This is a genomic window from Nocardioides sp. CFH 31398, assembly GCF_022436705.1.
GTDB lineage: Bacteria > Actinomycetota > Actinomycetes > Propionibacteriales > Nocardioidaceae > Nocardioides.
Genome location: NZ_JAKUHT010000017.1, coordinates 15,302 through 41,476, shown reverse-complemented (window position 1 = coordinate 41,476; position 26,175 = coordinate 15,302). Strand labels below are relative to the sequence as shown.

The window sequence follows — 26,175 nt, the reverse complement described above, 5'->3', positions numbered from 1 at the left end:
CGTCCGCCGGGCGGGTTTCGGAGCCCCGGCGGGGGTTCCACACCCCGGTGGGTGAAACCCCCGCGCCCGCAGACCCGGCGGACGATGCCCCGACCTGGCCCACGAAGTTTCGTCCGCCCGGTCGGGGTTCCACCAGCCGGCTGGTGAAACCTGAGCACCCTGAGGCCCCTGGGCGCCGAGCGACCCAGCGGTCAGGCCGTGCGGCGCCTCCGCAGGAACGGGTCGGTGAGGGCCTTCGGGGTGTAGCCCTCGTCGCCGGGAGAGACGTTGCGGCCGGGCGGGACGATCTCGTCGATGCGGTCGAGGACGTCGCTGCTGAGGCGGACGTCGGCGGCTCCGAGCTGGCTCTCGAGCTGCTCCATCGTGCGGGGCCCGATGATCGGCGCGGTCACCCCCGGGTGCTGCATGACGAACGCCAGCGCGAGGTGGACCATCGAGATGCCGGCGTCCTCGGCGAGCAGGTTCAGCTGCTCGACGGCCTCCAGCTTGGCCTCGTCGGAGAAGAACCCGTCGAACATCTTCGAACGGTTCGTCTCGGGGGCCTCCTGGCCCTTCCGCACCTTGCCGGTGAGCCAGCCGCCGGCCAGCGGGCTCCACGGGATGACGCCCATGCCGTACCTCTCCGCGACGGGCAGGACGTCGGCCTCGATCCGGCGGAAGAGCAGCGAGTACGGCGGCTGCTCGGTGACGTAGCGGCCCAGCCCCCGGCGCTCCGCCGTCCACTGGGCCTCGACCATGTGGTGGGCGGGGAAGGTGGAGGAGCCGAACGCGCGGATCTTGCCCTGCTGCTGCAGGTCGGTGAGCGCCGAGAGGGTCTCCTCGTCGGAGGTGAGGTCGTCGGGGCGGTGCACCTGGTAGAGGTCGATCCAGTCGGTGCGCAGCCGCCGCAGGCTGTTCTCGACCTCGCGCACGACCCAGCGCCGGGAGTTGCCCCAGCCGTTGGGGTCGCCGGTCTGACCCATCGGCACGTCCATCGGCCCGTGGAACTTGGTCGCGAGGATCACCTCGTCCCGGCGGCCCTCCAGGGCCTTGCCGACGATCTCCTCGGACTCGCCCTGCGAGTAGATGTCGGCGGTGTCGACGAAGTTGATCCCCGCGTCGAGCGCGGTGCGGATGATGCGGGTGGACTCGTCGTGGTCGGGCTCGCCCCAGGCGCCGAACATCATCGCGCCGAGGCAGAGCGGGCTGACCTTCATGCCGGTGGGCCCGAGGGGCCGGTAGTCGCTGGTCTCCATGTCGTCCACAGTGCCACCGGCCAGGGGAACCGGCCGTCGGTGCCGGCGGCTAGGTTCGTCGTCGTGACCCCACCCGAGGCCCCCGACGCCCCCGCCGGCACGCGTCGGCGCGGGGTGTTCGTCTGCTTCGAGGGGGGCGAGGGGGCGGGCAAGTCGACGCAGTCCCGGCTGCTGGTCGACCACCTGCGCGCGGCCGGTCGCACCGTGGTCGCCACGTTCGAGCCGGGCGACACCCCGGTCGGCGCGCGCCTGCGCGAGATCCTGCTGAGCCCGGAGACGGGCGACCTCGCTCCGCGGACCGAGGCCCTGATCTACGCCGCCGACAAGGCCGAGCACGTCGCGACCGTGGTCGAGCCGGCACTGGCCCGCGGGGAGGTCGTCGTCACCGACCGGTACGTCGACTCCACGCTCGCCTACCAGGGCGCCGGGCGCACGCTGGCGACCGACGAGGTCGAGCGGGTGGCGCGGTGGGCGACCGGCGACCTGCGGCCCGACGTCACGGTGCTGCTCGACCTCGACCCCGCCGCGGGGATGGCGCGGTTCAGCGGCCGCGACCGCATCGAGGGGGCGGGGGAGGCGTTCCACGCCCGCGTCCGCGACGGGTTCCTCGCCCTGGCCGCGGCCGACCCGGCCTCCTACCTCGTGCTCGACGCCCGCGCCCCCGTCGACAAGACGCACGCCGCCGTGCTCGAGCGGGTCGAGACGCTGCTCGCGGCCCGCACGGAGGCGGCGCGGTGAGCGTCTGGGACCGCCTCGTCGGGCAGCGGGCGGTCGTCGAGGCGCTGACGCCGGCCGCGGCCGGACGGCAGATGACGCACGCCTGGCTCTTCACCGGACCCCCGGGGTCGGGTCGATCGGTGGCCGCCGTGGCCTTCGCCGCCGCGCTGCAGTGCGAGCGCGGGCCCGGCGGGCAGCCGGGCTGCGGCGAGTGCCGGGCCTGCCGGACCGTGCTCGCCGGCAGCCATCCCGACGTCACCCGGGTCCGCACGGCGAAGCTCTCGATCGGTGTCGACGAGGTCCGTGAGCTGGTCCGCCGGGCCAGCCTCACCCCGACCGGCCACGGGTGGCAGGTCATCGTGGTGGAGGACGCCGACCGCCTCACCGAGCACGCCGTCAACGCGCTGCTCAAGGCCATCGAGGAGCCCGGCGCCCGGACGGTGTGGCTGCTGTGCACGCCGACGGTCGAGGACGTCCTGCCCACGATCCGCTCCCGCTGCCGCCTGGTCACCCTGACCACGCCCCCGCCCGAGGACGTCGCCGCGCACCTGGCGGCCACCGAGGGCGCCGAGCCCGCGCTCGCGTCGTACGCCGCCCGGGCGAGCCAGGGCCACATCGGGCGGGCGCGGGCGCTCGTCCGGGACCCGGAGACCCGGGCCCGGCGCGACCAGGTCGTCGCGATCCCCGGCCAGCTGACCGGCCTCGGCGCGTGCCTGGCGATGGCGACCCGGCTCGCCGAGGCCGCCAAGGCCGAGGCCGACGCGATCACCGGCGAGGTCGACGCCCGGGAGCGGGCCGACCTCGACACGTCGTACGGCGTCGTCGAGCGCGGCCGCCGGCCGCGGGAGTACGCCCCCGCCGTCGCCGCCCTCGAGCGGGACCAGAAGACGCGGGCCAAGCGGCAGTACCTCGACGTCGTCGACCGCGGCCTGACCGACATCGTCTCGGTCTACCGCGACGCGCTCGCCGTCGCGCTCGGCTCTCCGGGGGTGCTCGTCAACGAGGAGCGTCGCGCGGAGGTCGAGCGGATCGCGGCGGCCGCGCCACCGCAGGTGCAGCTGCAGCGGATCGACGCGGTGCTCGCCGCCCGCGAGCAGATGCTGGAGTTCAACGTGGGCGTGCAGCTCGCCCTGGAGGCCCTGATGGTGCGCTTGTGGGTACCGGTCCCCGGCTGATCGGCAAGACTGGCCGAGCCGGTCCGCTCGACCCCACCGCCCCCCACGCCCCGAAGGGAGCCCACCGGTGCCACGCAACCGCGTGATCGCCCTGATCGTCATCGGTTTCGTCGTCGTCGTCGGAGGTGCCCTGCTCGTCATCGGGCTCCTCCTGGGCGACGAGACCGACCTCGAGCGTCAGCAGGACGTCGACAGCGCCCCCGCCGCGAGCGAGAGCGCGAGCCCGACGACCGCCCCCGACGACGCCACCGAGGCACCGTCGCCCGCGCTGCAACCGTTCTACTCCCAGCAGGTCGCCTGGGAGGACTGCGAGTCCGGGCAGGGCCTCGAGTGCGGGACCCTGACGGTCCCGCTGGACTACGAGGAGCCCGACGGCGAGACACTGGACCTCGCCGTCCTGCGCAACCCGGTCGACTCCGACGCGGACCGGGTCGGCTCGCTCGTGGTGAACCCCGGCGGCCCCGGCGCGCCGGGCACCCAGTACGCCGCGGTCGCGCAGTTCGTCTTCCGTGCGCCGCTGCTGGACGCGTTCGACGTCGTCGGCTTCGACCCCCGCGGGACCGGTGCCAGCGACCCCGTCGACTGCCTGGACGACGAGCAGCTCGACGCCCTGTTCGCGGCCGACCCGGCGCCGGACGACCGCACCGAGCGCCAGGAGCTGACCGGCCTGTACGACGAGCTCGGCGCCGGCTGCGAGGCCGACGCCCCGCTCACGGAGCACGTGTCGACCCGCGAGGCGGCCCAGGACGTCGACGTCCTGCGGGCCGCGCTGGGGGAGTCGCGGCTGACCTACTTCGGCGCGTCGTACGGCACCAAGCTGGGCGCGACGTACGCCGACGCGTTCCCCGACCGCGTCGGGCGTCTCGTGCTCGACGGTGGCATCGACGTCTCGCTGCCGAGCCGCGAGGTCACGCTCGGCCAGGCCGGTGGTTTCGAGACCGCCCTGACGGCGTACGTGACCGACTGCGTCGACGGCGGCGACTGCTACCTCGGCGACGACGTGGACGCCGGCCTGCGGACCGTGGCCGGCTTCCTCGCCGACGTCGACGAGCAGCCGCTCGCCGTGGGCGACCGCGAGCTCACGGCCGGCACCGCCTTCTACGGCCTGGCCACCCCGCTGTACGCCGAGCAGTCCTGGCCGCAGCTCGACGACGCCCTCGGCGCCGCCCTGGACGGCGACGGCACGGGCCTGCTCGCGTTCGCGGACACCTACGCCTCGCGCCAGCCGGACGGCAGCTACGCCGACAACTCCGGCGAGGCCATCTACGCCGTCAACTGCCTCGACGACCCGTACGCCGTGACGGTGGACGAGGCCGCCGGCGAGGTCGGTGACTTCGAGCGCGTCTCGCCGACCTTCGGCGAGGTCTTCGCCTACTCGCTGGCCGCCTGCGAGGGCTTCCCCGGCTCCGGTCCGGACGCCACCGGCAGCGGCCCCGAGCCCGGCGAGACCATCGCCGAGGGGGCCGAGCCCATCGTGGTCGTCGGCACCACCCGCGACCCGGCGACGCCGTACGAGTGGTCGGTCGCGCTCGCCGACCAGCTGGACAGCGGCGTCCTCGTGAGCCGCGACGGCGACGGCCACACCGGCTACAACCAGGGCAACACCTGCGTCGACGAGGCGGTGGAGTCCTACCTGATCGAGGGGACCGTGCCCGACGACGGCCTGGAGTGCTGAGTCCCCGGAGTCTCCTGGGGCCCCTCGGCCCCCGCCACATCGTGTGGTCCTACCAAGCGGTTCTCCTGCGGACCGGGCTCGCGCCGACCTACGCTCCCGGCCATGGTGACGGTGCGCGAGCTGGCTGTCGCCGCGGTTGACCTCGACCTCGGTGGCGGCCGGGTCGTCGTGGGGCGGGTGGGTCCCGCGGGCCTGTCGACCGAGGTCGTCCACCGGTTCGCGGCCCCGCCGGCGGGTCCGGACGGCGGCCACCTCCTGCGCGGGGTGCACGACGGGCTGCGGCGGGCGGCGGCGTACCGGCCGGCGTCCGTGGGGCTCGACGGCCCGGGTGGCGTCGTCGGGCTGCTGGCCGGCGACAGGCTGCTGGCCGACCCTCTCCCCGAGGCCGCGACCCCGCCGTCGTCCGTGGCCCTGCCCACCGCGGTGACCGACGGACGGGGAGGGCTGCACCACCCCGACGCCACCGCGGTCCGGCGTCTCGTCGCGCACGGGGTCCTGCTCGACGAGGCGGACACGCTGCTCCTGCTGCCCGACCTGGTCGGCCACCGGCTCGCCGGGGTCCGCGTCGCCGAGCGGACGAACGCCGCCACGACCGGGTTGCTCGGGCTGTGGAGCGGCACCTGCGCTGTGCGCGCGGCTCGGCGTCCCGCGGCGCCTCCTGCCCCCGCTGGTCGAGCCCGGGGACCGGCTGGGCCCACTGCTGCCCCACGTGCGGGCGGCCACCCGCCTCGCCGAGGACGTCGAGCTCGTCGCCGTGGCCGGCCTCGACACCGCTTCCGCGCTGGTGGGGACGCCCCTGTCGGTGGACGGCGCCGCCCACCTGTTTCTCGGCGCCACGGCCGTCGTCGGTGTCGAGACGACGTCGCCCCTGCCACCGGGACCGGCGCGGACGGCGGGGTTCTCTCAGCAGCGTGGCGTCGACGGCACGGTCCTGCTGCAGCGCGCCCTCCCGGGCCGGTCGCTGCTGACCCGGCTCGCCCGGGCGTGGCGGCGGGAGAACCGCGCGGTCGACCTCGACGCCCTTCTCGAGGCGGCCGCGGCGCTGCCCGGCAGGGTGGTCGCGAGGCTGCCCGCGCTCGACGTCCTCGACACCGCGCTCGCCGCGCCCGGCGACGTGACCGCGGCCCTCGCGGCGGCGCTCCGCGCGCGGGACGAGCCGGTGCCGACCGACCCGGTGACGACGGTGCGGATGGTGTGCGACGCCCTGGCGTCGGCGTACGCCCGGGTGCTCGCCGACCTCGCGCGGGTGACGGGCCGCGACGTCCTGGTCGTGCACGTCACGGGCCCCGGCTCCACGAACGGCCTGCTCTGCGACGCGCTCGCCGCCCGGGCCGGCGTACCCGTGCTCGCCGGGCCCACCGACGCCGCCGCCCTCGGCAACGTCCTCGTCCAGGCGCGGGCCCACGGCGCCCTCGGCGGGGACGCCGACCTGTCCGACCTCCGCGCGCTCGTCGCCTCCGCCCGACCCCTGCGCACCCACCGCCCGGCGCGCCGTACGGCTCCTCGCCTGTCAGCTGCGGTCGGTCGCTGACGGCGCTCGCCGTTCCTGACGTTCGGACCCGATCTGGAGCCAGGAACGGTTCACAACGTCAGGAACGGAACGGGCCTGTGCACGAGCGGCGGCAGAGGCCGTCCGCCGGCTGCAGGCTCGAGCGGTGAGCACCTCCCTCGCCCCAACCGCTGGTGTTCGTCGTGGCCTGTGTCGCCCGGTCCCGATGGACCCGACGGGCCGGGGCGGACCCACCCGGGCGGACGTCCGGGCCGGGCGATGGGTCCGCGTGTGGCGCGGGTGGTTCGTCCCGGCCGACGTCGATCGCAACCGTCCCGAGCAGCGGATCCTGGAGGCCTCGGTCCTGCTGCCGTCCGCACGGCCCTCCGCCGCGACGGGCTGGGCCGCGCTCCGCTGGCAGGGGGCGGCGTGGGTGGACGGCGTCGGGCGCGAGGGCCTGCGGATCGACGTCGACCTGGTCACGACCGGGCGCGAGATCCGCCCACGGCCCGGGGTGTCCCTGTCGGAGGAGCGGCTCGCGGAGGGAGAGCTCGTGCACGTCGACGGCATGGCGCTGACCTCGGCCGCCCGCAGCGTGTGCTTCGTCCTGCGGCACGCCACGGACACCCGCGAGGCCGTCGTCCTGGCCGACATGGCGATCGCTGCGGGCCTGTGCTCCACCGCCGAGGTCGCCTCCCACCTCGACGGACTGGGCGGGTGGCTCGGCGTCCCGCTCGCCCGGACCCGGCTCCCGATGGTCGCCGAGGGCAGCGCCTCGCCGGGTGAGACCCGGATGCGGCTGGTGTGGGAGCTGGACGCCGGGCTGCCCCGCCCGCTCCGGAACACGCCGATCTTCGACCGGACCGGCAGGCACGTCGCGACGGTGGACCTGCTCGATCCCGCCGTCGGGCTCGTCGGCGAGTACGACGGCAGAGACCACCGCCGTCAGGACCGGCGCCGGCGCGACCTGCGTCGCGAGGACGACCTGCGGGCGCTCGGCCTCGAGTGCGTGACCATGGTCGCCGGGGACGAGTACCGCCGCGCCGCAACCGCTGGACGGATCCTCGCGGCGCATCGGCGCATCGGCGCGCACGCCGAGAGCCCGATGCGCTGCGCGCCTGGACGATCACGCAGCCCGCGTGGTGGCTTCGACGGCACCGTTCCTGACGCTCCGACCCGCAGGTGCCCCCGGGAAGGGTCAGAACGTCAGGACCGAGCAGCAGGACGTCAGCCGGGGCCCGCGGTCGACTCCCGGACGACGAGCTCGGGCTCGAGCACGGTGTGGACGACCGAGGACGTCGAGGGGTCCTCGATGATCTCCAGCAGGCGGGTGGCGGCGGTGCGGCCCATCTCGGCCGCGGGCTGGCGCACGGAGGTCAGGGGGATGGCGGCGGAGGCGGCGAAGTCGATGTCGTCGAAGCCGATGATCGCGATGTCGTCGGGGACGGCGACGCGGGCGCGGGTGAGGGCCTGGAGGACGCCGAGGGCGACGAGGTCGTTGCCGGCGAAGATCGCGTCGGGGCGCTCGGGGGCGTCGAGGGCGAGCAGCCGCTCGGCGCCGGCGCGGCCGGCGGCGGCGTCCATGGAGGCGGTCTCGACGTAGCGCACGGAGCCGGAGCCGTGGGCGTCGACGGCGGCGCGAGCGGCCTCCAGCCGGTGGCGGACCTGGTTCAGCCGGGGCGGGCCGCCGACGAACGCGACCGAGGTCCGGCCCAGGGCCAGCAGGTGCTCGGTCGCGAGCCTGCCGCCGCGGCGGTCGTCGACGGTCACCGAGGAGAACTCCCGCACCCCGACCCTCCGGTCGACGAGGACGACCGAGGTGCCGCGGTCGCGCAGGCGGCGCAGCCGCGGCAGCGTGTCGCCGACCGGGGTGACCAGCAGCCCGGAGACGCGCTGCTCCTCGAAGAGGTCGAGGTACGCCGTCTCGCGGGCGGCGTCCTGACCGGAGTTGCCCAGGATGAGCGGGCGGCCCTCGGCGGCGAGGCCCTCCTCGACGCCACGGGCGACGTCGGTGAAGAACGGGTTGGCGACGTCCAGCACGACCATGCCGACCGCCCGGTTCGTCCCTCGCCGCAGCTGGTGGGCGGCGGAGTTGCGGACGAACCCCAGCTCGGCGATCGCCGCGTGCACGCGGTCGCGCGTGGCCGGGGAGACCTTGTCGGGATGGTTCATCGCGTTCGAGACGGTCGCCGGCGAGACCCCCGCGAGACGCGCCACGTCCCGCACCTGGGCCTCTGGCATGCCGCGGACGTTAACACGATTCAACGCTGATCCGGCCGGGCCTCTTGACGGCTCTGTGATCGGCGTCATAGATTCCGGACACTTCGTTAAATCGATTCAATAATTCGATTCACCCGAGCCCGTCAGGAGGTGGCCGTGCCGTCACCCGCCGCACCCGCCCTACGTCTGAGCGACGTCTCGAAGTCGTTCGGCTCCGTCGTCGCCCTGCGCTCGGGCAGCCTGTCGCTCGACGCCGGCTCGATCCACGCGCTGGTGGGGGAGAACGGCGCCGGCAAGTCGACGCTGGTCAAGATCATCGCCGGTCTCTACCGCCGCGACGGCGGCACCGTCGAGTTCCAGGGCCAGACGGTCGACTTCCGCTCGACCGCCGAGGCGAAGGCCGCCGGGATCGCCGTGATCTACCAGGAGCCGACGCTCTTCCCCGACCTCTCGGTCACCGAGAACATCTTCATGGGTCGCCAGCCCACCAGCCGCTGGGGCCGCATCGACCGCCGCGCCATGCGCGCCGAGGCCGCCGCCCTGTTCGCCCGCCTCGGCGTGGACGTCGACCCCGACCGCCCCGCCGACGGTCTCTCGATCGCCGACCAGCAGATCATCGAGATCGCGAAGGCGCTGTCGCTCGACGCCCGCGTGCTCGTCATGGACGAGCCCACCGCCGCCCTGTCCGGCAACGAGGTCGAGCGGCTCATGACCGTCGCCCGCACCCTGCGCGACAACGGGTGCGCCGTCCTGTTCATCTCCCACCGCTTCGACGAGGTCTTCGCCCTCTGCGACACCATCACCGTGATGCGGGACGGCTCCTACGTCTCCACCGACGCGATCACCGACGTCACCGTCGAGGAGATCGTCCGGCGCCTCGTCGGCCGCGAGGTCACCGAGCTCTACCCCAAGCAGGACGCCGAGATCGGCGAGGTCCTGCTGGAGGTGGAGGGCCTCACCCAGCCCGGCCTGTTCACCGACGTCGACCTGACCGTCCGCGCCGGCGAGATCGTCGGCCTGGCCGGCCTCGTCGGGGCCGGGCGCAGCGAGGTCGCCCAGGCGATCTTCGGCGTCGACGAGTACGCCGCCGGCGAGGTCCGCATGGCCGGGCAGCGGGTCCCGCGGCGCGACCCCGTGCGGGCGATGGACCTCGGCCTGGCGCTGGTCCCCGAGGACCGCCGTCGTCACGGGCTCGTCCTCGACGCCCCCATCGCCCGCAACATCACCCTCGCCACCCGCGGTCGTCTCTCGCGCGGCGGGCTGCTGACCAGCCGCCGCGAGAACGCCACCGCCAAGGACTGGGCCGCGCGCCTCGAGGTCAAGGCCGCGGCGATGGACACCCTCGCCGGCACCCTCTCGGGCGGCAACCAGCAGAAGGTCGTCCTCGCCAAGTGGCTGTCGACCGCCCCGAAGGTCCTGATCATCGACGAGCCCACCCGCGGCATCGACGTCGGCACGAAGGCCGAGGTGCACCGCCTGCTGTCGAGCCTCGCGGGGGAGGGGATGGGGATCCTCATGATCTCCTCCGAGCTGCCCGAGGTGCTCGGCGTGGCCGACCGGGTCGTCGTCCTCTGCGAGGGCCGCAAGACCGCCGAGCTGTCCCGCGCCGAGGCCACCCCCGAGTCCGTCATGACCGCAGCGACCGCGGCCGCCGGACCGACCACGCACGGACAGGAGAAGGTCTCGTGACCACCCTCGCCCCCGAGCCGGCCCCGGCGACGAAGCCGCCGGCCGCCCGCCCGCAGAGCCGGCTGGCCTCGCTGCTGAAGGCGCGCGAGACCGGCATCCTGCTGGCGCTCGTCGCGTTCCTCGCCGTCACCACCGCGATCAACCCGCGGTTCGTGTTCTCCACCGACGGCTTCCGCGACCTGTTCCTGACCCCGAGCATCCTGGTGGTGCTCGCCGTCGGCCAGGCGATGGTGATCATCACCCGCAACGTCGACCTGTCGGTCGGCTCGATCCTCGGCCTCACGGCGTACCTCGCCGGCCGTCTGTTCCTCGACACCGGGCTGCCGATCCTCGTGGTGGTGCTGCTCGCGGTCCTCGCCGGCGCGGTCCTCGGCCTCGTCAACGGCATGCTCGTCGCGTTCGCCCGCGTCCCCGCCCTCGTCATCACCCTGGGCACGCTGTACGTGTACCGCGGCATCTACCTGCAGTGGGCCGGCAGCGACCGCATCAACGCCTCCGACATCCCCGACGGCCTGCTGTCCTTCGGGACGTCGTCGCTGCTCGGCATCCCGCAGCTCGCGATCGTCTCCTTCGTCGTCCTGGCCGTCGCGGCGTACTGGATGCGGACGTCGCGCGGCGGCCGCGAGCTGTACGCGATCGGCTCGGACCCCGCCGCCGCCACCCTCTACGGACTCAAGGACAAGCAGCGCATCCTCACCGCCTTCGCCGCCTCGGGCGCGCTGGCCGGCCTCGCCGGGATCCTCTACGTCGCCCGCTACGGCACCATCAGCTCCGGCGTCGGGTTCGGCATCGAGCTCGAGGCCGTCGGAGCCGCGGTCATCGGTGGCGTCGCCATCTTCGGCGGCTCGGGCACGGTCGTCGGTGCCGCCATCGGCGCCTACCTCCTCACGAGCATCGACCGCGGCCTGCCCATCCTCGGCATCCCCGACTTCTGGCAGCGCGCCGTCGTCGGCCTGCTCATCCTCGGCGCGATCGTCCTCGACAAGGTCCTCGCCGAGCGCCAGCACAAGAAGCTCCTCGCAGAGAGGCACCGCTCGTGAGCGCCACCAGCACCCCGCCGCGCACCCCGGAGAAGGGGTCGGCGACCACCACCCGCACGTACGCCGACTCCGCGCGTCCGCTGCCCCTGCGCCTGCTGCTGACCCGGGACGCCGCCGTCCTCGGTCTGCTCGTCGCCGTCGTCTCCTACTCCGTGGTCGCGATCCCGAACTTCGACAGCCAGCTGACGATCTACTTCCTGGTGCTCGACATCGCGCCGATCCTGCTCATCGCGCTGCCGATGACGCTGGTCATCGTCACCGGCGAGATCGACCTGTCGGTGGCCAGCATCGTGGCGGTCACCAGCGTGCTGTTCGGCGTCCTGACCCGCGAGGGTGCGCCGATCGCCCTGGCGGCGGTGCTCGCCGTCCTCGCCGGTGCCCTCGCCGGGGCCGTCAACGGGCTGCTCGTCACGAAGCTGGGCCTGCCCTCGCTGGCGGTCACGATCGGCACGCTCGCGCTCTACCGTGGCGTCGCCGTCGGCCTGCTCGGCACGACGGCGATCACGGACTGGCCCGACACCTGGACCGACGCGGTCACCGCCACCTTCGGCGAGTCGCAGATCCCCGTGATCGTCGTCCCCCTGGCGGTCGCCGCGGCGCTCTTCGGGCTCCTGCTCCACCTCACCTCCTTCGGCCGGGGTCTGTTCGCCATCGGTCTGTCGAGCGAGTCCGCCCGCTTCTCGGGCGTCGACGTCGAGCGCACCAAGCTCGTCGCCTTCGTCCTCACCGGCCTGGTCTCGGGCATCGCCGGCGTCTACTTCACGCTGCGCTACGGCAGCTCCCGCGGTGACAACGCCACCGGCCTGGAGCTGCAGGTCATCGCCGCCGTCCTGCTCGGCGGCGTCTCGATCTTCGGCGGGCGCGGGGCGATCCCCGGCGTCCTCGGAGGTGTCCTCCTGATCGGGGTGATCGGCTCCGCCCTGCGCCTCGACGGGCAGAGCGCGAACGTCATCCAGATCGTCACCGGCGTCCTGCTCATCGCCTCGGTCGTCTCCGCCGCACTGCTCGGCTGGGTCTCCCGGCGCGTACGACGACGCCCGCCCACCGCCGCCGAGGCGGCACCTCCGGCCGTGCCCACCGCCGGCGGCATGTAGCCCCACCCACCTCTGCACCACATCCCGACCTCGTCCCGCCGGGACGGAGAATCGAAAGAGAGACAACCCCATGTCCCACACGACCAAGCGCGGCCTCACGGTCCTCGCGACCCTCACCGCGTTCTCGCTGACCCTCAGCGCGTGCGGCTCCGACGGCGGCTCCGACGGCGGCTCCGGCTCGGGCGGCGGTGGTGAGGACCTCTCCATCACCTTCATCCCGAAGAACCTCGGCAACCCGTACTTCGACGCCTCCCAGGTCGGTGGCGAGGCCGCCGCGGGCGAGTTCGGCGGCGAGTTCGAGCAGGTCGGCCCGACCGAGGCCACCCCGGACAGCCAGGTCAGCTTCATCAACACCGCCACCCAGCAGCAGACCGGCGCGCTCGTCGTGTCCGCCAACGACCCCGAGGCCATCGGCTCCGCGCTGCAGCAGGCCCGCGACATCGACATCCCCGTCGTGACCATGGACTCCGACACCAACCCGGAGTACCGCGACGTCTTCGTCGCGCAGGCCGACGCCGAGGGCATCGCCCAGGCCCAGGTCGACCTCATCGCCGAGCAGATCGGCGACGAGGGACAGGTGGCCATCCTCTCCGCGGCCGCGAACGCGACCAACCAGAACGAGTGGATCGACCTCATGGAGGCCGACCTCGAGGAGAACCACCCCGACATCGAGCTCGTCGACGTCGTCTACGGCGACGACGACGACCAGAAGTCGTTCGACGAGACCGCCGCGCTGCTGCAGTCGAACCCCGACCTCGCCGGGATCATCTCGCCGACCACCGTCGGCATCGCCGCGGCCGCGCGCTACCTCTCGACGTCGGACGCGAAGGGCGAGGTCGCGCTGACGGGCCTCGGCACCCCGAACCAGATGCGCGAGTACATCGAGGACGGCACCGTCGAGTCGTTCGCCCTGTGGAACCCCGAGGAGCTCGGCTACCTGTCGGCCTACACCGCGCAGGCGCTCGCCAACGGCGACATCACCGGCGAGGAGGGCGACACCTTCACCGCCGGCGACCTCGGTGAGTACGAGGTCGGCGCCGACGGCGTCGTTGTCCTCGGCGACCCGACCGTGTTCGACGAGTCCAACATCGACGACTTCGACTTCTAGTACAGACGCGCCAGCGGATGCGCTGACGGTGGTCGAGCGAGCCGCGCGGACGCCCTTCGAGAGGCTCAGGAACCGCGAGTCCGCGATTGGCGTGTCGAGACCCCGTGACCCGACAGGCAACCGACCGGCGCTGCACCCCTGACCGCCGGGCGCCCGCCCGTCCCCCGTACGGACGGGCGCCCGGCGTCCCACCCCGAACCACGAGCCCAGCCACCGGCGAGGAGAGGTCCATGACGCGCGCCTGCTTCACCCTCCAGGTCCGACCGGACCGCCTCGAGGAGTACGCCGCCCGCCACGCCGCCGTGTGGCCCGACATGCTCGCCGCGCTGGCCGCCACCGGCTGGCGCAACTACTCCCTGCACGTGCGCGACGACGGCCTGCTCGTGGGCTACGTCGAGACCGACGACCTCGACGCGGCGCAGGCCGCGATGGACGCCACCGACGTCAACGCCCGCTGGCAGGCCGAGATGGCCGAGTTCTTCGTCGGCCTGGACGGCGCCGCCCCCGACCGGGGCCTCGTCCGGCTCGAGGAGGTCTTCCACCTCGAGACCCAGCTCGCCGCCGCCCCTCCCACCACCGATCAGTGAGGCACCGACCCATGAGCACCACCGACCGCTTCGCCGCCGTCGCCCCCCTGCTGGAGGGCCAGGCGATCGAGCTCCCCTCGTGGGCCTTCGGCAACTCCGGCACCCGCTTCAAGGTGTTCGGCAGCCCGGGCACCGCCCGCACGGTGGAGGAGAAGATCGCCGACGCGGCGACCGTGCACCGCTTCACCGGCCTCGCGCCGACCGTGGCCCTCCACATCCCGTGGGACCTGCACGACGACTACGCCGCCCTGCGCCGCCACGCCGAGGACCTCGGCGTCGCGCTCGGCACGATCAACTCGAACACGTTCCAGGACGACGACTACAGGCTCGGCGCCCTGACCCACACGGACCGCAAGATCCGCCAGAAGGCGATCGACCACCACTTCGAGTGCCTCGACGTCATGGCCGCCACCGGGTCGCGCGACCTGAAGATCTGGCTGGCCGAGGGCAGCAACTACCCGGGCCAGGCCGACCTGCGGGGGCGTCAGGACCGTCTGCACGAGTCGCTCGCCACCATCTACGAGCGCGTCGGCGACGACCAGCGCCTGGTGCTGGAGTACAAGTTCTTCGAGCCGGCGTTCTACCACACCGACGTCCCGGACTGGGGCACGTCGTACGCCCAGGTCAGCGCCCTCGGCGACCGCGCCGTGGTCTGCCTCGACACCGGTCACCACGCGCCCGGCACGAACATCGAGTTCGTCGTCATGCAGCTGCTGCGGCTCGGGAAGCTCGGTTCGTTCGACTTCAACTCCCGCTTCTACGCCGACGACGACCTGATCGTCGGCGCCGCCGACCCGTTCCAGCTGTTCCGGATCCTCTTCGAGGTCGTCCGCGGCGGCGGCTACGGCCCCGCGAACCCCGACGGCCGCTCCGACGTCGCCTTCATGCTCGACCAGTGCCACAACATCGAGGAGAAGATCCCCGGCCAGATCCGGTCGGTCCTCAACGTGCAGGAGATGACGGCGCGCGCGCTGCTCGTCGACCGTGAGGCCCTGGCCGCCGCGCAGGAGGCGGGCGACGTCCTCGGCGCCCACGAGGTCTTCATGGACGCCTACGCCACCGACGTCCGACCCGACCTCGCCGCCTGGCGCGAGGAGCGCGGCCTGCCCGCGCACCCGATGAAGGCGTACGCCGCCTCCGGCCACCAGGCCGAGCTCGAGGCCGGCCGTGTCGGCGGCACCCAGATGTCCTGGACCTGAGCGTCCGCCCGCCCCGACCCGCACCATCTCGACCGCACCCTCCGAAAGGCATCATGACGAACCCGCAGAGCAGCGTCCCCGCTGAGCTGATCGCGCGCTCCAACCGCCTCGGCGCCGACGCGAAGAACACCAACTACGCCGGCGGCAACACGTCCGCGAAGGGCACCGAGCGCGACCCCGTCACCGGCGAGGACGTCGAGCTCGTCTGGGTCAAGGGCTCCGGCGGCGACCTCGGCACCCTCACCGAGAAGGGCCTGGCCGTCCTGCGGCTCGACCGCATGCGCGCCCTGGTCGGCGTCTACCCGGGCGTCGAGCGCGAGGACGAGATGGTCGCCGCGTTCGACTACTGCCTGCACGGCAAGGGCGGCGCCGCGCCGTCCATCGACACCGCCATGCACGGGCTCGTGGACGCCGCCCATGTCGACCACCTCCACCCCGACTCCGGCATCGCGATCGCGACGGCCGCCGACGGCGAGGAGCTCACCGCGAAGATCTTCGGCGACAAGGTCGTGTGGGTGCCGTGGCGCCGACCCGGCTTCCAGCTCGGGCTCGACATCGCGGAGAGCAAGGAGCGCAACCCGCAGGCCGTGGGCTGCATCCTCGGCGGGCACGGCATCACCGCCTGGGGCGACACCTCGGAGGAGGCCGAGAAGAGCTCGCTGTGGATCATCGACACCGCGGCGGCGTACATCGAGGCGAACAGCAAGCAGGAGCCCTTCGGCCCCCGCCTCGAGGGGTACGACGCGCTGCCCGAGGCCGAGCGTCGCGCCCGCGCCGCCGCGCTCGCGCCGACCGTCCGCGGCATCGCCTCCGCCGACCGCCCCATGGTGGGTCACTTCACCGACACCGACGTCGTCCTCGACTTCCTCGCCTCCGCCGAGCACCCGCGGCTCGCCGCGCTCGGCACCTCGTGCCCCGACCACTTCCTGCGCACCAAGGTCAAGCCGCTGGTCCTCGACCTGCCGCCGTCCGCGAGCGTGGAGGAGTCGCTCGAGCGCCTCGGCGAGCTCGCGGTCGCCTACCGCGAGGACTACCAGGGCTACTACGACCGCCACGCGACGCCCGACTCGCCCGCCATCCGCGGCAAGGACCCGCTGATCGTGCTCGTGCCGGGCGTCGGCATGTTCAGCTTCGGCAAGGACAAGCAGACCGCCCGCGTCGCCGGCGAGTTCTACGTCAACGCCATCAACGTGATGCGCGGTGCCGAGGGGCTCTCGACGTACGCCCCCATCGACGAGGCGGAGAAGTTCCGCATCGAGTACTGGGCGCTCGAGGAGGCCAAGCTCCAGCGGATGCCGAAGCCCAAGGCGCTCGCCACGCGGGTCGCCCTCGTCACCGGCGCGGCGTCCGGCATCGGCCTGGCCACCGCGCAGAAGCTCGCCGCCGAGGGCGCGTGCGTCGTCGTCGCCGACCTCGACCTCGAGAAGGCGCAGGCCGCGGCGGCCGACATCGGCAGCAGCGACGTCGCCGTCGGCGTCCGGGTGGACGTGTCCGACGCGGCGGCCGTCCAGGCCATGGTCGACGAGACCGTCCTCGCGTTCGGCGGCGTCGACCTGGTCGTCAACAACGCCGGCCTCTCGCTGTCGCGCTCGCTGCTCGACACCTCCGAGGCCGACTGGGACCTCCAGCACGACGTCATGGCCAAGGGCTCGTTCCTCGTCGCGCAGGCCGCGGCGAGGGCGATGATCGCGCAGGACATGGGCGGCGACATCGTCTACATCTCCTCGAAGAACTCCGTGTTCGCCGGTCCCAACAACGTGGCGTACGGCGCCGCCAAGGCCGACCAGGCCCACCAGGTGCGCCTGCTGGCCGCCGAGCTCGGCGCCCACGGCATCAAGGTCAACGGCGTCAACCCGGACGGCGTCGTCCAGGGCTCCGGCATCTTCGCCGGCGGCTGGGGTGCCAACCGCGCCGAGGTCTACGGCGTGGAGGAGAAGGACCTGGGCGCGTTCTACGCCCAGCGCACGATCCTCAAGCGCGAGGTGCTGCCCAGCCACATCGCCAACGCGGTGTTCGTGCTCTGCGGGCCCGAGATGACCCACACCACCGGCCTGCACGTGCCCGTCGACGCCGGCGTCGCCGCCGCGTTCCTGCGCTGATGGCCGGCCCCGCCGGCGTCACCGTCGCGGCCGTCGACCTCGGTGCGTCCAGCGGCCGGGTCGTCGTCGGCCGCGCGGGGCCCGGCGGGGTCGACCTGGAGGTCGTGCACCGCTTCGCCAACGACCCGGTCCGCCTGCCCGACGGGCTGCACTGGGACCTGCTCGGGCTGTACCGCGAGGTGCTCGTCGGGCTGCGGCGCGCGGCGGCCCACGACCCCGTCTCGGTGGGGATCGACTCGTGGGCCGTCGACTACGGGCTGCTGCGCGACGGCCGCCTGCTCGGGATGCCGTACACCTACCGCGACGCCCGGACGGCGCGTGGCGTCCGCGCGGTGCACGACGTCGTCGCGCCCGAGGAGCTGTACGCCCGCAACGGGCTGCAGCACCTCGACTTCAACACCGTCTTCCAGCTCGTCACCGAGGGCCCGCTGCTCCAGGAGGCCGACACCGCCCTGCTGGTGCCCGACCTGCTCGGTCACTGGCTGACCGGCGTCCGCGTCGCCGAGCGCACCAACGCCTCGACCACCGGCCTGCTCGGGCTGGACGACGGCGGGTGGGACGCGGAGCTGTGCGAGCGGGTCGGCGTCCCGACCGGTCTGCTCCCGCCGCTCGTCGACCCGGGGGAGCGCCTCGGCCCGCTGCTGCCGCACGTGCGGGCCGCGACCGGTCTCCTCGACGGCGTCGACCTCGTCGCCGTGGGCTCCCACGACACCGCCTCCGCCGTCGCGGGCACGCCGCTGTCAGCCGACGGGGCGGCGTACCTGTCGCTCGGCACGTGGGGCCTGGTCGGCGTCGAGACGACCGCGGCGGTCCCGCCCGGCCCCGCCCGGGCCGCCAACCTCACCCACGAGCGCGGCGTCGACGGCACCTTCCGGGTGCTGCGCAACGTGATGGGCACCTGGATCCTCTCCCGGCTCCTCGACGCGTGGCGGTCGCAGGGTCGCGACGCCGACCTGCCCCGGCTGCTCGGGCAGGCCGCCGCGCTGCCCGACCGGGTGGTCGCCGGCCTGCCGGCGCTGGACGTCGACGACCCGTCGTTCACCGCCCCCGACGACATGGCCGCCGCGGTGGCCGCCTGGCTCGTGGGGCGTGGTGAGGCCGTGCCCGTCGAGCCCGCCGAGACCGTGCGCATGGTCTGCGAGGGTCTCGCGGCGGCGTACGCCCGGGTGCTGCGCGACCTCGCGGAGGTCACCGGGCGTGCCGTGCCCGCCGTCCACGTCACCGGGGGCGGCTCGCGCAACGGCCTCGTCTGCGACCTCCTCGCCGCCCGCGCCGGGGTCCCGGTGCACGCCGGGCCGGTGGAGGCGACCGCGCTCGGCAACGTCCTCGTGCAGGCCCGGGCGCACGGTGCCTTCGGTGACGGTGCGAGCCTGGCCGACCTGCGCTCCGCCGTGGCCACCACGCACCCCCCGCGCACCCATCACCCCTCAGGGTGAGCCCGCGACCGCGGGGTACCGTCCCCGACACCCCCAGAAGCCAGGAGTCACGATGAGCCAGAGCCCGACCATCAAGCGGCAGCTGCCGAAGCGCCACGACCTGGCGCCGCTGCTGAAGTTCAAGCAGCCGGTGTGGTCCGCGAAGGAGCGTCGTCTCGCGAAGGCGCTGACGATCGAGGACCTGCGCCGCATCGCGAAGCGTCGGACCCCGCAGGCCGCCTTCGACTACACGGACGGCGCCGCGGAGGGCGAGGTCTCGCTCGCCCGCGCCCGCCAGGCGTACGCCGACGTCGAGTTCCACCCCGCCGTCCTGCGGGACGTCTCCGACGTCGACACCACTCGCGAGGTGCTGGGCAAGACGGTGGCGCTGCCCTTCGGCATCGCGCCGACCGGGTTCACGCGGATGATGCAGACCGAGGGGGAGCGCGCCGGGGCGCGCGTCGCACGCGAGGCCGGGATCCCGTTCGCGCTCTCGACGATGGGCACCACCTCGATCGAGGACGTCGCCGAGGCCGCCCCCGGCGGTCGCCACTTCTTCCAGCTCTACATGTGGAAGGACCGTGACCGCTCGATGGCGCTCGTCGACCGCGCCGCGAAGGCGGGGTACGACACGCTGCTCGTCACCGTCGACGTCCCCGTCGCCGGGGCGCGCCTGCGCGACGTCCGCAACGGCATGACGATCCCTCCCACCCTGACGCCGCGGACGGTCGCCAACGCGATCCCGCGCCCCGCCTGGTGGATCAACTTCCTCACCACCGAGCCGCTCGCCTTCGCGTCCCTCGACTCGTGGTCGGGCACCGTGGCCGAGCTGCTGGACACGATGTTCGACCCGACGGTGCAGTACGAGGACCTCGCCTGGATCAAGGACCAGTGGCCCGGCAAGGTCGTCGTGAAGGGCGTGCAGAGCGTCGAGGACGCCAGGCGTATCGCCGACGTGGGCGTGGACGCCGTCCTGCTGTCCAACCACGGCGGCCGCCAGCTCGACCGCGCTCCCGTGCCCTTCCACCTGCTCCCCGAGGTGGTGAAGGAGGTCGGCAACGACGTCGAGGTGTGGGTGGACGGCGGGATCATGTCCGGCCAGGACATCGTCGCCGCGATCGCCCACGGCGCCCACTTCACCGAGGTCGGCCGCGCCTACCTCTACGGCCTCATGGCCGGCGGCGAGGACGGCGTCCGCCGCACGGTGGAGATCCTCAAGGGCCAGATCGAGCGCACCATGCGTTTGCTCGGCGTGGCGACCCTCGACGAGCTGCAGCCCTCCCACGTCACCCAGCTCGAGCGCCTGCAGCCGAGGGTGCGCAGATGACCGTCATCGGTGGTCGAGGTGTGACGAGCGCCAGCGAGGAGCCTCGAGACCCGGGGAGCCCACGATCGGCCCGCACCGGGTTTCGAGGCTCGCTGCGCTCGCACCTCGCCGGGCGGTGACGGGCCCGACCCCGCTGAGCGTCAGTACCGCTCCGTCAGCGCCACGATGCGCTGCGTCGCGAGCTCGATCATGAGCCGAGCGGCGGGGGAGAGGGTGGCGTTGGCGCGGTGGACGATGGCGAGGGTGTCGTACTGCCGCGGGCGCAGCGACGTCCACCCGGCGCCGGGCGCGAGGCGGGGGAGCAGCTGGTCGACGACGCCGCGCGGTATCACGGAGTCGGCGAGGCCGCGACCCACGAGCTCGACGGCGGTCTCGACGTCCTCGACCTCGATGCGCGAGCGCGGGTTGCGCCCGGTCTCCTGGAGCATCCGGCGCAGCACGATCCGCGTGGAGTCCTCCGCGGCCCAGGTCGCCTCGGCCATCACCAGCGACGCCTGCGCGAGCCGGTGGGCCGTCACCGGTGACGAGACGTGCTCGGGGTCGGCGCTGACGTAGACCAGCTCGTCACGAGCCACCGGGGTCACCGTCATCGCGTCGCTGCTCACCGACGGCACCGCGATCATCGCGGCCTCGAGCCGGCCGCGGCGGAGCTCGTCGAACACCTCGGTCGAGTTCTGTCCCACCAGCTCGACACGGACGCCGGGGTGCCGCTCGAGGACGTCGGCCACGAGGTCGGCGCCGGCGTACAGCCGTGCGGTGCCGAACATGCCGAACCGGATCGTCCCGGTCTCGAGCCGCGCCGCGGCGCGGACGGCGCGCAGCGCCTCGTCGGCGGCGCCGAGCGTCCGCTCGGCGTGCGGACGCAGCTCGTCGGCGACGGTCGTGGGGACGACACCCCGTCCGACGCGTCGGAAGAGCTGGGCGCCGACCGCCTTCTCGAGGGCCCGGATCTGCTCCGACACCGACGGCTGGGCGTACCCGAGGGCGTCGGCGGCGCCGGTCAGCGACCCATGCTCGAAGGTGGCGAGGAAGCAGCGCAGCTGGTGCAGCGAGAGCACGGTCACACTCCTAGGTCAGACCTTGGGCAGCCGAAGGAAAGTCAGGCTACCCCTATGCCTGCGACTCGGGCAGATTAGGTGGTGCGGGACCAGGTCCCGCACCGAGATCCGATTCAGCTCCGACCCAGGGGAGGTCACCGTGTTCACCCACCACTGCACCGCGTGCGAGCGCCGTCAGCTCATGTTCGTCCGCCAGATCAGCGACGTGGCCCCCGTCGCCGACGGCCTCGAGGTGTCCTTCACCTGCTGGTGCGGCGCCGAGCAGACCGGCGTCCTCGACGACCTCACCGCCGGCTCCACCCGCGCGCCGCAGCGCGCTCTCGCCGCGGCCTGACCTCGGTTTCACCCCGGCCCGGGGGTGTCCGTATAGTTCCCCGCGTTGTCGTGACGCCCGTCGTCCGCGACGCGCCGCCTTAGCTCAGTCGGCAGAGCGATTCACTCGTAATGAATAGGTCGTCGGTTCGATTCCGACAGGCGGCTCCACCGGGGCCCCTGACTTGCACTCATGCAGGTCAGGGGCCGATCCAGTTGCAGCGACTCGGTGAGCACTGGCCAGGTACTGACCGAGAACTGTTCGGCCGCGGCCTCCCGCGTTCGCTGCGTCGGGGTCCCCAAGACGAGGCCGCGGTCGTGGAGAACGGGAACTGCGTCGCCCTCGTACGCGAAGAGGCGTAGTTGCCGCTCATCAGCGCGCGTGTCGCTCGCGCTCACGCCTTCATCGAGACGGCGAGCAGCCACGAACGGCCCAGTGCCTGAGGGCCCGGCGCGCATGAAGACGCTCGACCGCACCCGTGCGTGCCACCTCGGCGATGCCGGCGGCCCGACCGTGCACTGGGCGGGGCCAAGTGCCTGTGCCTGATCGATGACGTCGAGCCGGCCCTGGTCAGCGACCGCGTCCTGGGCCAGCCGGGCCCGGGGTACGCCGAGCGGTCGGCGCAGCTCGACGTCGAGCGCGCGTCGGACGTCTGCCTGCGTTCGGGGGAGTTCACCGACAGACTCAAACTGTCCGTGCCGGGCATGCCCCACCTCGCAGCAGAAGGAGCTTCACTCAGCGAGTGCTGGGAGCAAATATTGAGATGGTCGGCACGTGCCAGCCCCAATGATCGACTGGGGACCTGGTGCCGACATCGCGCACGCGCGGGCTCGAAGACTAAGGTCAAGCGTCTAGCACTGGTCTGGCCACTATCGCTGTTGGCGGGACTGCCAACTCTGCAGCGGCTGCGAGGTTTGCTTCGTGTCCCAGCTCGTCAAAGATCTGGAACGAGAGTTGTCAGCGATGGCGCGCAATCTTCGAGAGCCCGTGACTCTCGCAGACGGCACCGTGGTTCGACGCACGACAGCCTCACTGCTCTACTTCCTCGGCGAGCACGAGCCGGCACGCATGGGCGACATCGCTGCGGCCCTCAACGTCGACCCCTCGACGACCACACGTCAGGTCCAGCACGCGATTCGGGCCGGCTTGCTGGCCCGGGAAGGGGGCCACCACGACCGCCGCGTGGTCATGCTCAGCCTGACGAGCGCCGGCCGAGACCTCTACGAGACGCTGATCCAGCGCCAGCGCCAGGGACTGCTGCACATCCTTGATGGATGGCCCGACCAAGACCAGGAAGATCTTGTTCGACTCATCTCGTTGTTCAACGGCGAGATCGACGCGCTCAGGGCGGCCACCCTCAGCGCGCGCCGGAGCGACCGACCAGACGCACCGGAGTGACCACGAGGCAAACCGCGACAAGCGCAGTGCGGCACGGAGGAACCGTTCAATTCGGTAGACCCAACCCCCATCGAGGGCGGGGCCTAGTTCGGCGTCGCGTCGAGCCAGTCCTGGACCTCGCCGAGGTCCCACAACTCGCCGTGGGCGGTGTGCACCACCATCGGAGGGAAACCAGGTTCGCGCACCAGGCGGGCGCCATGGTCGCCACTGATCGACAGCAGGTGGCACAGCTCAGCTTCACCGATCAGGTCCGGCACCGCGTCCCGTAGATCGGCCAACTGTTCGCACCGAGACGAGTCTCGGACCCGGAACCCGGTCACCCGCATGCCAACGACTGGCTCCACCGTCGCGAGCGCGTTCTGGGCGGCCTGCCGGGGCGTCCGGCCCTCGACGCAAACCTCGACCGTCCATGGTGTGCCGTCCCTATCGGCCCTGATGTTCCCGGCGGCCACCACCGGCTCGAAGTCAGCCAGATGCTTCAACAGCAACTGAGCGTCAAGGTGCGGGGTGCGTTCGGCTGGCCAGTCCAGCTGCACGACGTACGTGACCACGGAACTCCTCCCGGTTGGTCTGAGTCCCGCCCCAGACAGGACCGGCCTGGCCACCGTAGGGCGCCAATCTCTGTTTGCCTGCAAGGTCGAGCCAGAGCCGGTCACGCCTCGAACGGGACCAGCACCTCAGCCGGCTTGGCGCGTCACTGGGGTCCTGTTCGGAGCGCCCATCTCAGCCAACGTGAATCAGCGGCATGGCAATGGGTGCGCTCGACCGGGGTGGACCCGATTTCGATCAGCGGGGCCAGGCGACCGCGGCGCGATGCTCAGGGCCGGCGTGGAGGGCAGCGGTGTGCCACCGGGCGCGGACCTCCGCCGAGGGATCGAGGCCGTCCACGATCCCGACGCCCTCGCCCTTGAGCACGGCCTCCAGGCGGGTCCACACCGCGTAGAACGCGGACGTCGGGTCCACGGCGGCGCGCACCTCCGCGGCGTCGTCCGCTCCGAGGTGGTCCGCGACCAGCTGCTCCAGGTCGGGCAGCGGCCGCACCCGCTCCACGTCGACCCCCACCGGGCGGTCGGCCAGCGCGGCCGCGACGAGGCCGTCCGTGCGGGCGACGCTCACGTGCCCGTGCTCCGCGCGCGGACGGCGGCCGGGACGTCGTGTCACCTGTCCGGCGCCCAGCCCGCGGAGCAGCGCGTACGGCGACGTGCCCGCCGGCGCCAGCCGGACACTGACGCCGCGGGCGGGGTGGGTCGTGCTCACCCCCGCGTCAGCCTCCGGTAGCGAGCCAGCACCAGCGGCATGAACACCGCGAGCACGACCAGCGACGACAGCACGGCGTAGAGGGTCGGGTGCTGCAGTGACCACGTGTCCGGCTGGGGCAGGCTCGCGGGGGTGGGGTTTCCCAGCAGGTCGCGCACCGACGTCGCGACCGCGGAGACCGGGTTCCAGGCGGCGAACTCGCGCAGCGGCGTGGGCATGTTCTCGGCCGACACGAACGCCGTCGAGATCAGCGACAGCGGGAACAGCCAGATCAGGCCGGCGCTCTGGGCGACCTCGACGGTGCGGGCGAAGACGCCGACCGTCGCGCCGACCCAGGACATCGCGAACCCGAACAGCACCAGCACCCCGAAGGCCAGCAGTGCGTCGGCGGCGGACCCCTCGACCCGCCACCCGACGAGCAGGCCGCAGAGCGCCGTCACCACGAGGGTGGCGACGCCGACGACCATGTCCGAGGTCGTGCGGCCCAGGATGACCGAGAGCGGCGACATCGGCAGTGAGCGGAACCGCTCGACGATGCCCTTCTGCAGGTCGTTGGCGAGGCCCACGGTCGTGAAGGAGGCGTTGAAGACCATGCTCTGGGCGAAGATGCCCGCCATCAGGAACCGGCGGTACTCCTCGCCGCCGAGGCTGCCGCCGAACACGAACGCGAAGAGGACCACGAACATGATCGGCTGCACGAGGCCGGTGGTGATCCGGCCGGGGATGCGTGCGACGTGGCGCATGTTGCGACCCGTGAGCACGTAGCCGTTGCGGAGCGTCTCGGTGCCGGCGGCGAGGAACGTCGCCTCGGACCGGACGCCGTCGCGGGATCCTGCGGGGGCGCTCATGCGGCTCCTCCCTCCTTCGGTGCCTCGGCGCCGTGCCCGGTCAGTGCCAGGAACACGTCGTCGAGGGAGCTGCGGTGCAGGCCGAGGTCGACCAGCTCGACCTCCTCGCGCGACAGGTGCGCGAGCAGGTCGGCCATCACCTCGGGCCCGCGGTCGGTGGCGATGCTGGCGCGCCCGGTGCGGGGGTCGACGGACGGCGTGCCGACGCCGACGGCCTCGAGCGCGCGGGCGGCGGGGTCCAGGCCCGCACCGTCGCGGACCTGGAGCGCGAGGGTCGCCCCCTGCACCCGCTCCTTGAGCTCCTCGGCGGACCCCCGAGCGATCACGGCACCGCGGTCGATCACGGTGATCACGTCGGCGAGGCGGTCGGCCTCCTCCAGGTACTGCGTGGTGAGGAGCACTGCTACGCCGTCGTCGAGGAGGTCCTCGATGACGGCCCACATGTCCAGGCGGCTGCGGGGGTCGAGGCCGGTGGTCGGCTCGTCCAGGACGACGACCTGGGGACGGGCCACGAGGGCTCCGGCGAGGTCCAGACGGCGTCGCATGCCCCCGGAGTACAGACCGGAGCGGCGCCCGGAGACGTCGTCGAGCCGGAAGCGCTCGAGCAGCTCGTGGGCGCGGTCGGCCGCACGCCGACGGGACAGGCCGTAGAGGCGTCCGAGGAGATGCAGGTTCTCGAACCCGGTGAGGTGCTCGTCGACCGCGGCGTACTGGCCCGAGAGCCCGAGGGCTCCCCGGGCGGCCCGGCTGTGGGCGACGACGTCGTGGCCGGCGATCTCCGCCCGGCCCTCGTCGGCGCGCAGCAGGCCGCAGACGATCCTCACGGTCGTGGTCTTGCCGGCCCCGTTCGGGCCCAGCAGGGCGTGCACCGAGCCGGGGGCGACCTCGAGGTCGACTCCGTCGAGGACCTGGTGGTCGCCGAAGCGCTTCCTCAGGCCGGTGGCGCGCAGGGCCGGACGTCGTGGGGTGGTCAGGGGTTGGGCCGACGGCTCACCCACCGACCGCGACCCCCAGCGTCGTGGGGTCGTCCCAGTTCTCCTCGATCCACGCGACGGCGTCGCTGCGGGTCGCGTCCTCCAGCACGGCGCGCCAGCCCTCGGGCACGTCCACGAAGACGGGCCACAGGGAGTACTGCCCCTCGTCGTTGACGAGCACGTGGTAGCGGGCGTCGGTGTCCTCGAACGGGTTGGTCATCTCGCTCCTCCTCGGGGGTGGGGTGTGCGGTGGTGCGA

The 26,175-nt window shown here is 73.1% G+C and carries 23 protein-coding genes and 1 tRNA gene; 16 read left to right on the top strand and 8 right to left on the bottom strand.

The features are described 5' to 3' along the window. Positions 1-191: 191 nt before the first annotated feature. On the bottom strand, positions 192-1,235 hold the full coding sequence (locus MJ876_RS14570) for an aldo/keto reductase (RefSeq protein ID WP_240237301.1): 1,044 nt from the start codon (positions 1,233-1,235) through the stop codon (positions 192-194). A gap of 63 nt (positions 1,236-1,298) precedes the next feature. Here MJ876_RS14570 and tmk point away from each other — a divergent pair, with 63 nt between their 5' ends. The 4 genes from tmk to MJ876_RS14550 all read left to right on the top strand — a co-directional run bounded on the left by tmk (position 1,299) and on the right by MJ876_RS14550 (position 6,333). After that, positions 1,299-1,973: a dTMP kinase gene (gene tmk, locus MJ876_RS14565; protein WP_240237299.1), complete on the top strand. Its 675-nt coding sequence runs from the start codon at positions 1,299-1,301 to the stop codon at positions 1,971-1,973. Continuing rightward, complete coding sequence (locus tag MJ876_RS14560) at positions 1,970-3,127, top strand: DNA polymerase III subunit delta' (protein WP_240237297.1); 1,158 nt, start codon at positions 1,970-1,972, stop codon at positions 3,125-3,127. The genes tmk and MJ876_RS14560 overlap by 4 nt, the downstream gene beginning before the upstream one ends. A gap of 67 nt (positions 3,128-3,194) precedes the next feature. Further along, positions 3,195-4,802, top strand: a complete 1,608-nt coding sequence (locus MJ876_RS14555; RefSeq protein WP_240237296.1) for an alpha/beta hydrolase — start codon at positions 3,195-3,197, stop codon at positions 4,800-4,802. Between the two features lie 709 nt (positions 4,803-5,511). Continuing rightward, positions 5,512-6,333, top strand: a complete 822-nt coding sequence (locus MJ876_RS14550) for an FGGY-family carbohydrate kinase (protein ID WP_240237294.1) — start codon at positions 5,512-5,514, stop codon at positions 6,331-6,333. A 1,185-nt stretch (positions 6,334-7,518) separates the two neighbouring features. On the opposite strand, the gene MJ876_RS14545 is transcribed toward MJ876_RS14550, so the two are convergent. Further along, on the bottom strand, positions 7,519-8,532 hold the full coding sequence (locus MJ876_RS14545) for a LacI family DNA-binding transcriptional regulator (RefSeq protein WP_240237292.1): 1,014 nt from the start codon (positions 8,530-8,532) through the stop codon (positions 7,519-7,521). Between the two features lie 135 nt (positions 8,533-8,667). On the opposite strand from MJ876_RS14545, the gene MJ876_RS14540 reads away from it, so the two are divergent. The 9 genes from MJ876_RS14540 (at position 8,668) to MJ876_RS14500 (ending at position 20,069) form a co-directional block, all read left to right on the top strand. Further along, complete coding sequence (locus tag MJ876_RS14540) at positions 8,668-10,200, top strand: sugar ABC transporter ATP-binding protein (RefSeq protein WP_240237290.1); 1,533 nt, start codon at positions 8,668-8,670, stop codon at positions 10,198-10,200. After that, the gene (locus tag MJ876_RS14535; RefSeq protein ID WP_240237288.1) at positions 10,197-11,240 is read left to right on the top strand and encodes an ABC transporter permease; all 1,044 of its coding nucleotides are present in this window, start codon (positions 10,197-10,199) and stop codon (positions 11,238-11,240) included. The genes MJ876_RS14540 and MJ876_RS14535 overlap by 4 nt, the downstream gene beginning before the upstream one ends. Then, a complete protein-coding gene (locus MJ876_RS14530; RefSeq protein ID WP_240237286.1) occupies positions 11,237-12,334 on the top strand; it encodes an ABC transporter permease in 1,098 nt (365 codons plus the stop codon). Before MJ876_RS14535 ends, MJ876_RS14530 begins: the two co-directional genes overlap by 4 nt. Before the next feature lie 70 nt (positions 12,335-12,404). Then, entirely contained in the window at positions 12,405-13,442 is a 1,038-nt protein-coding gene (gene rhaS / locus MJ876_RS14525) for a rhamnose ABC transporter substrate-binding protein (RefSeq protein WP_240237284.1), read from the top strand. Between the two features lie 230 nt (positions 13,443-13,672). After that, on the top strand, positions 13,673-14,029 hold the full coding sequence (locus MJ876_RS14520; RefSeq protein ID WP_240237282.1) for an L-rhamnose mutarotase: 357 nt from the start codon (positions 13,673-13,675) through the stop codon (positions 14,027-14,029). Between the two features lie 11 nt (positions 14,030-14,040). After that, entirely contained in the window at positions 14,041-15,228 is a 1,188-nt protein-coding gene (gene rhaI / locus MJ876_RS14515) for an L-rhamnose isomerase (RefSeq protein WP_240237280.1), read from the top strand. Positions 15,229-15,281: 53 nt separating this feature from the next. Then, positions 15,282-17,327: a bifunctional aldolase/short-chain dehydrogenase gene (locus MJ876_RS14510; RefSeq protein WP_240237278.1), complete on the top strand. Its 2,046-nt coding sequence runs from the start codon at positions 15,282-15,284 to the stop codon at positions 17,325-17,327. Beyond that, positions 17,327-18,763 carry a rhamnulokinase family protein gene (locus tag MJ876_RS14505; RefSeq protein ID WP_240237276.1) on the top strand — a complete coding sequence of 479 codons (1,437 nt, stop codon included), beginning with the start codon at positions 17,327-17,329 and terminating at the stop codon, positions 18,761-18,763. Before MJ876_RS14510 ends, MJ876_RS14505 begins: the two co-directional genes overlap by 1 nt. A 52-nt stretch (positions 18,764-18,815) precedes the next feature. Then, positions 18,816-20,069: an alpha-hydroxy acid oxidase gene (locus tag MJ876_RS14500; protein ID WP_240237274.1), complete on the top strand. Its 1,254-nt coding sequence runs from the start codon at positions 18,816-18,818 to the stop codon at positions 20,067-20,069. Between the two features lie 140 nt (positions 20,070-20,209). Here MJ876_RS14500 and MJ876_RS14495 read toward each other — a convergent pair whose 3' ends face one another. Further along, a complete protein-coding gene (locus MJ876_RS14495) occupies positions 20,210-21,127 on the bottom strand; it encodes a LysR family transcriptional regulator (RefSeq protein ID WP_240237272.1) in 918 nt (305 codons plus the stop codon). 139 nt (positions 21,128-21,266) lie between these two features. Here MJ876_RS14495 and MJ876_RS14490 point away from each other — a divergent pair, with 139 nt between their 5' ends. The 3 genes from MJ876_RS14490 (at position 21,267) to MJ876_RS14480 (ending at position 22,838) form a co-directional block, all read left to right on the top strand. Continuing rightward, a complete protein-coding gene (locus MJ876_RS14490) occupies positions 21,267-21,461 on the top strand; it encodes a hypothetical protein (protein WP_240237270.1) in 195 nt (64 codons plus the stop codon). 73 nt (positions 21,462-21,534) lie between these two features. Continuing rightward, a tRNA-Thr gene (locus MJ876_RS14485) sits at positions 21,535-21,610 on the top strand. A 751-nt stretch (positions 21,611-22,361) separates the two neighbouring features. Next, positions 22,362-22,838 (top strand): MarR family winged helix-turn-helix transcriptional regulator, encoded by a 477-nt coding sequence (locus tag MJ876_RS14480; RefSeq protein ID WP_240237268.1) that lies wholly within the window; start codon positions 22,362-22,364, stop codon positions 22,836-22,838. Between the two features lie 83 nt (positions 22,839-22,921). On the opposite strand, the gene MJ876_RS14475 is transcribed toward MJ876_RS14480, so the two are convergent. From MJ876_RS14475 to MJ876_RS14455, 5 genes are all read right to left on the bottom strand, one after another. After that, on the bottom strand, positions 22,922-23,389 hold the full coding sequence (locus tag MJ876_RS14475; RefSeq protein WP_240237265.1) for a hypothetical protein: 468 nt from the start codon (positions 23,387-23,389) through the stop codon (positions 22,922-22,924). 235 nt (positions 23,390-23,624) lie between these two features. Further along, a complete protein-coding gene (locus MJ876_RS22300) occupies positions 23,625-24,095 on the bottom strand; it encodes a 4'-phosphopantetheinyl transferase superfamily protein (RefSeq protein ID WP_240237263.1) in 471 nt (156 codons plus the stop codon). After that, positions 24,092-24,943, bottom strand: a complete 852-nt coding sequence (locus MJ876_RS14465) for an ABC transporter permease (protein ID WP_240237261.1) — start codon at positions 24,941-24,943, stop codon at positions 24,092-24,094. Before MJ876_RS14465 ends, MJ876_RS22300 begins: the two co-directional genes overlap by 4 nt. Next, complete coding sequence (locus MJ876_RS14460; protein ID WP_240237259.1) at positions 24,940-25,941, bottom strand: ATP-binding cassette domain-containing protein; 1,002 nt, start codon at positions 25,939-25,941, stop codon at positions 24,940-24,942. The genes MJ876_RS14465 and MJ876_RS14460 overlap by 4 nt, the downstream gene beginning before the upstream one ends. Beyond that, entirely contained in the window at positions 25,934-26,137 is a 204-nt protein-coding gene (locus MJ876_RS14455; RefSeq protein ID WP_240237257.1) for an MbtH family protein, read from the bottom strand. The genes MJ876_RS14460 and MJ876_RS14455 overlap by 8 nt, the downstream gene beginning before the upstream one ends. Between the last annotated feature and the right edge of the window lie 38 nt (positions 26,138-26,175).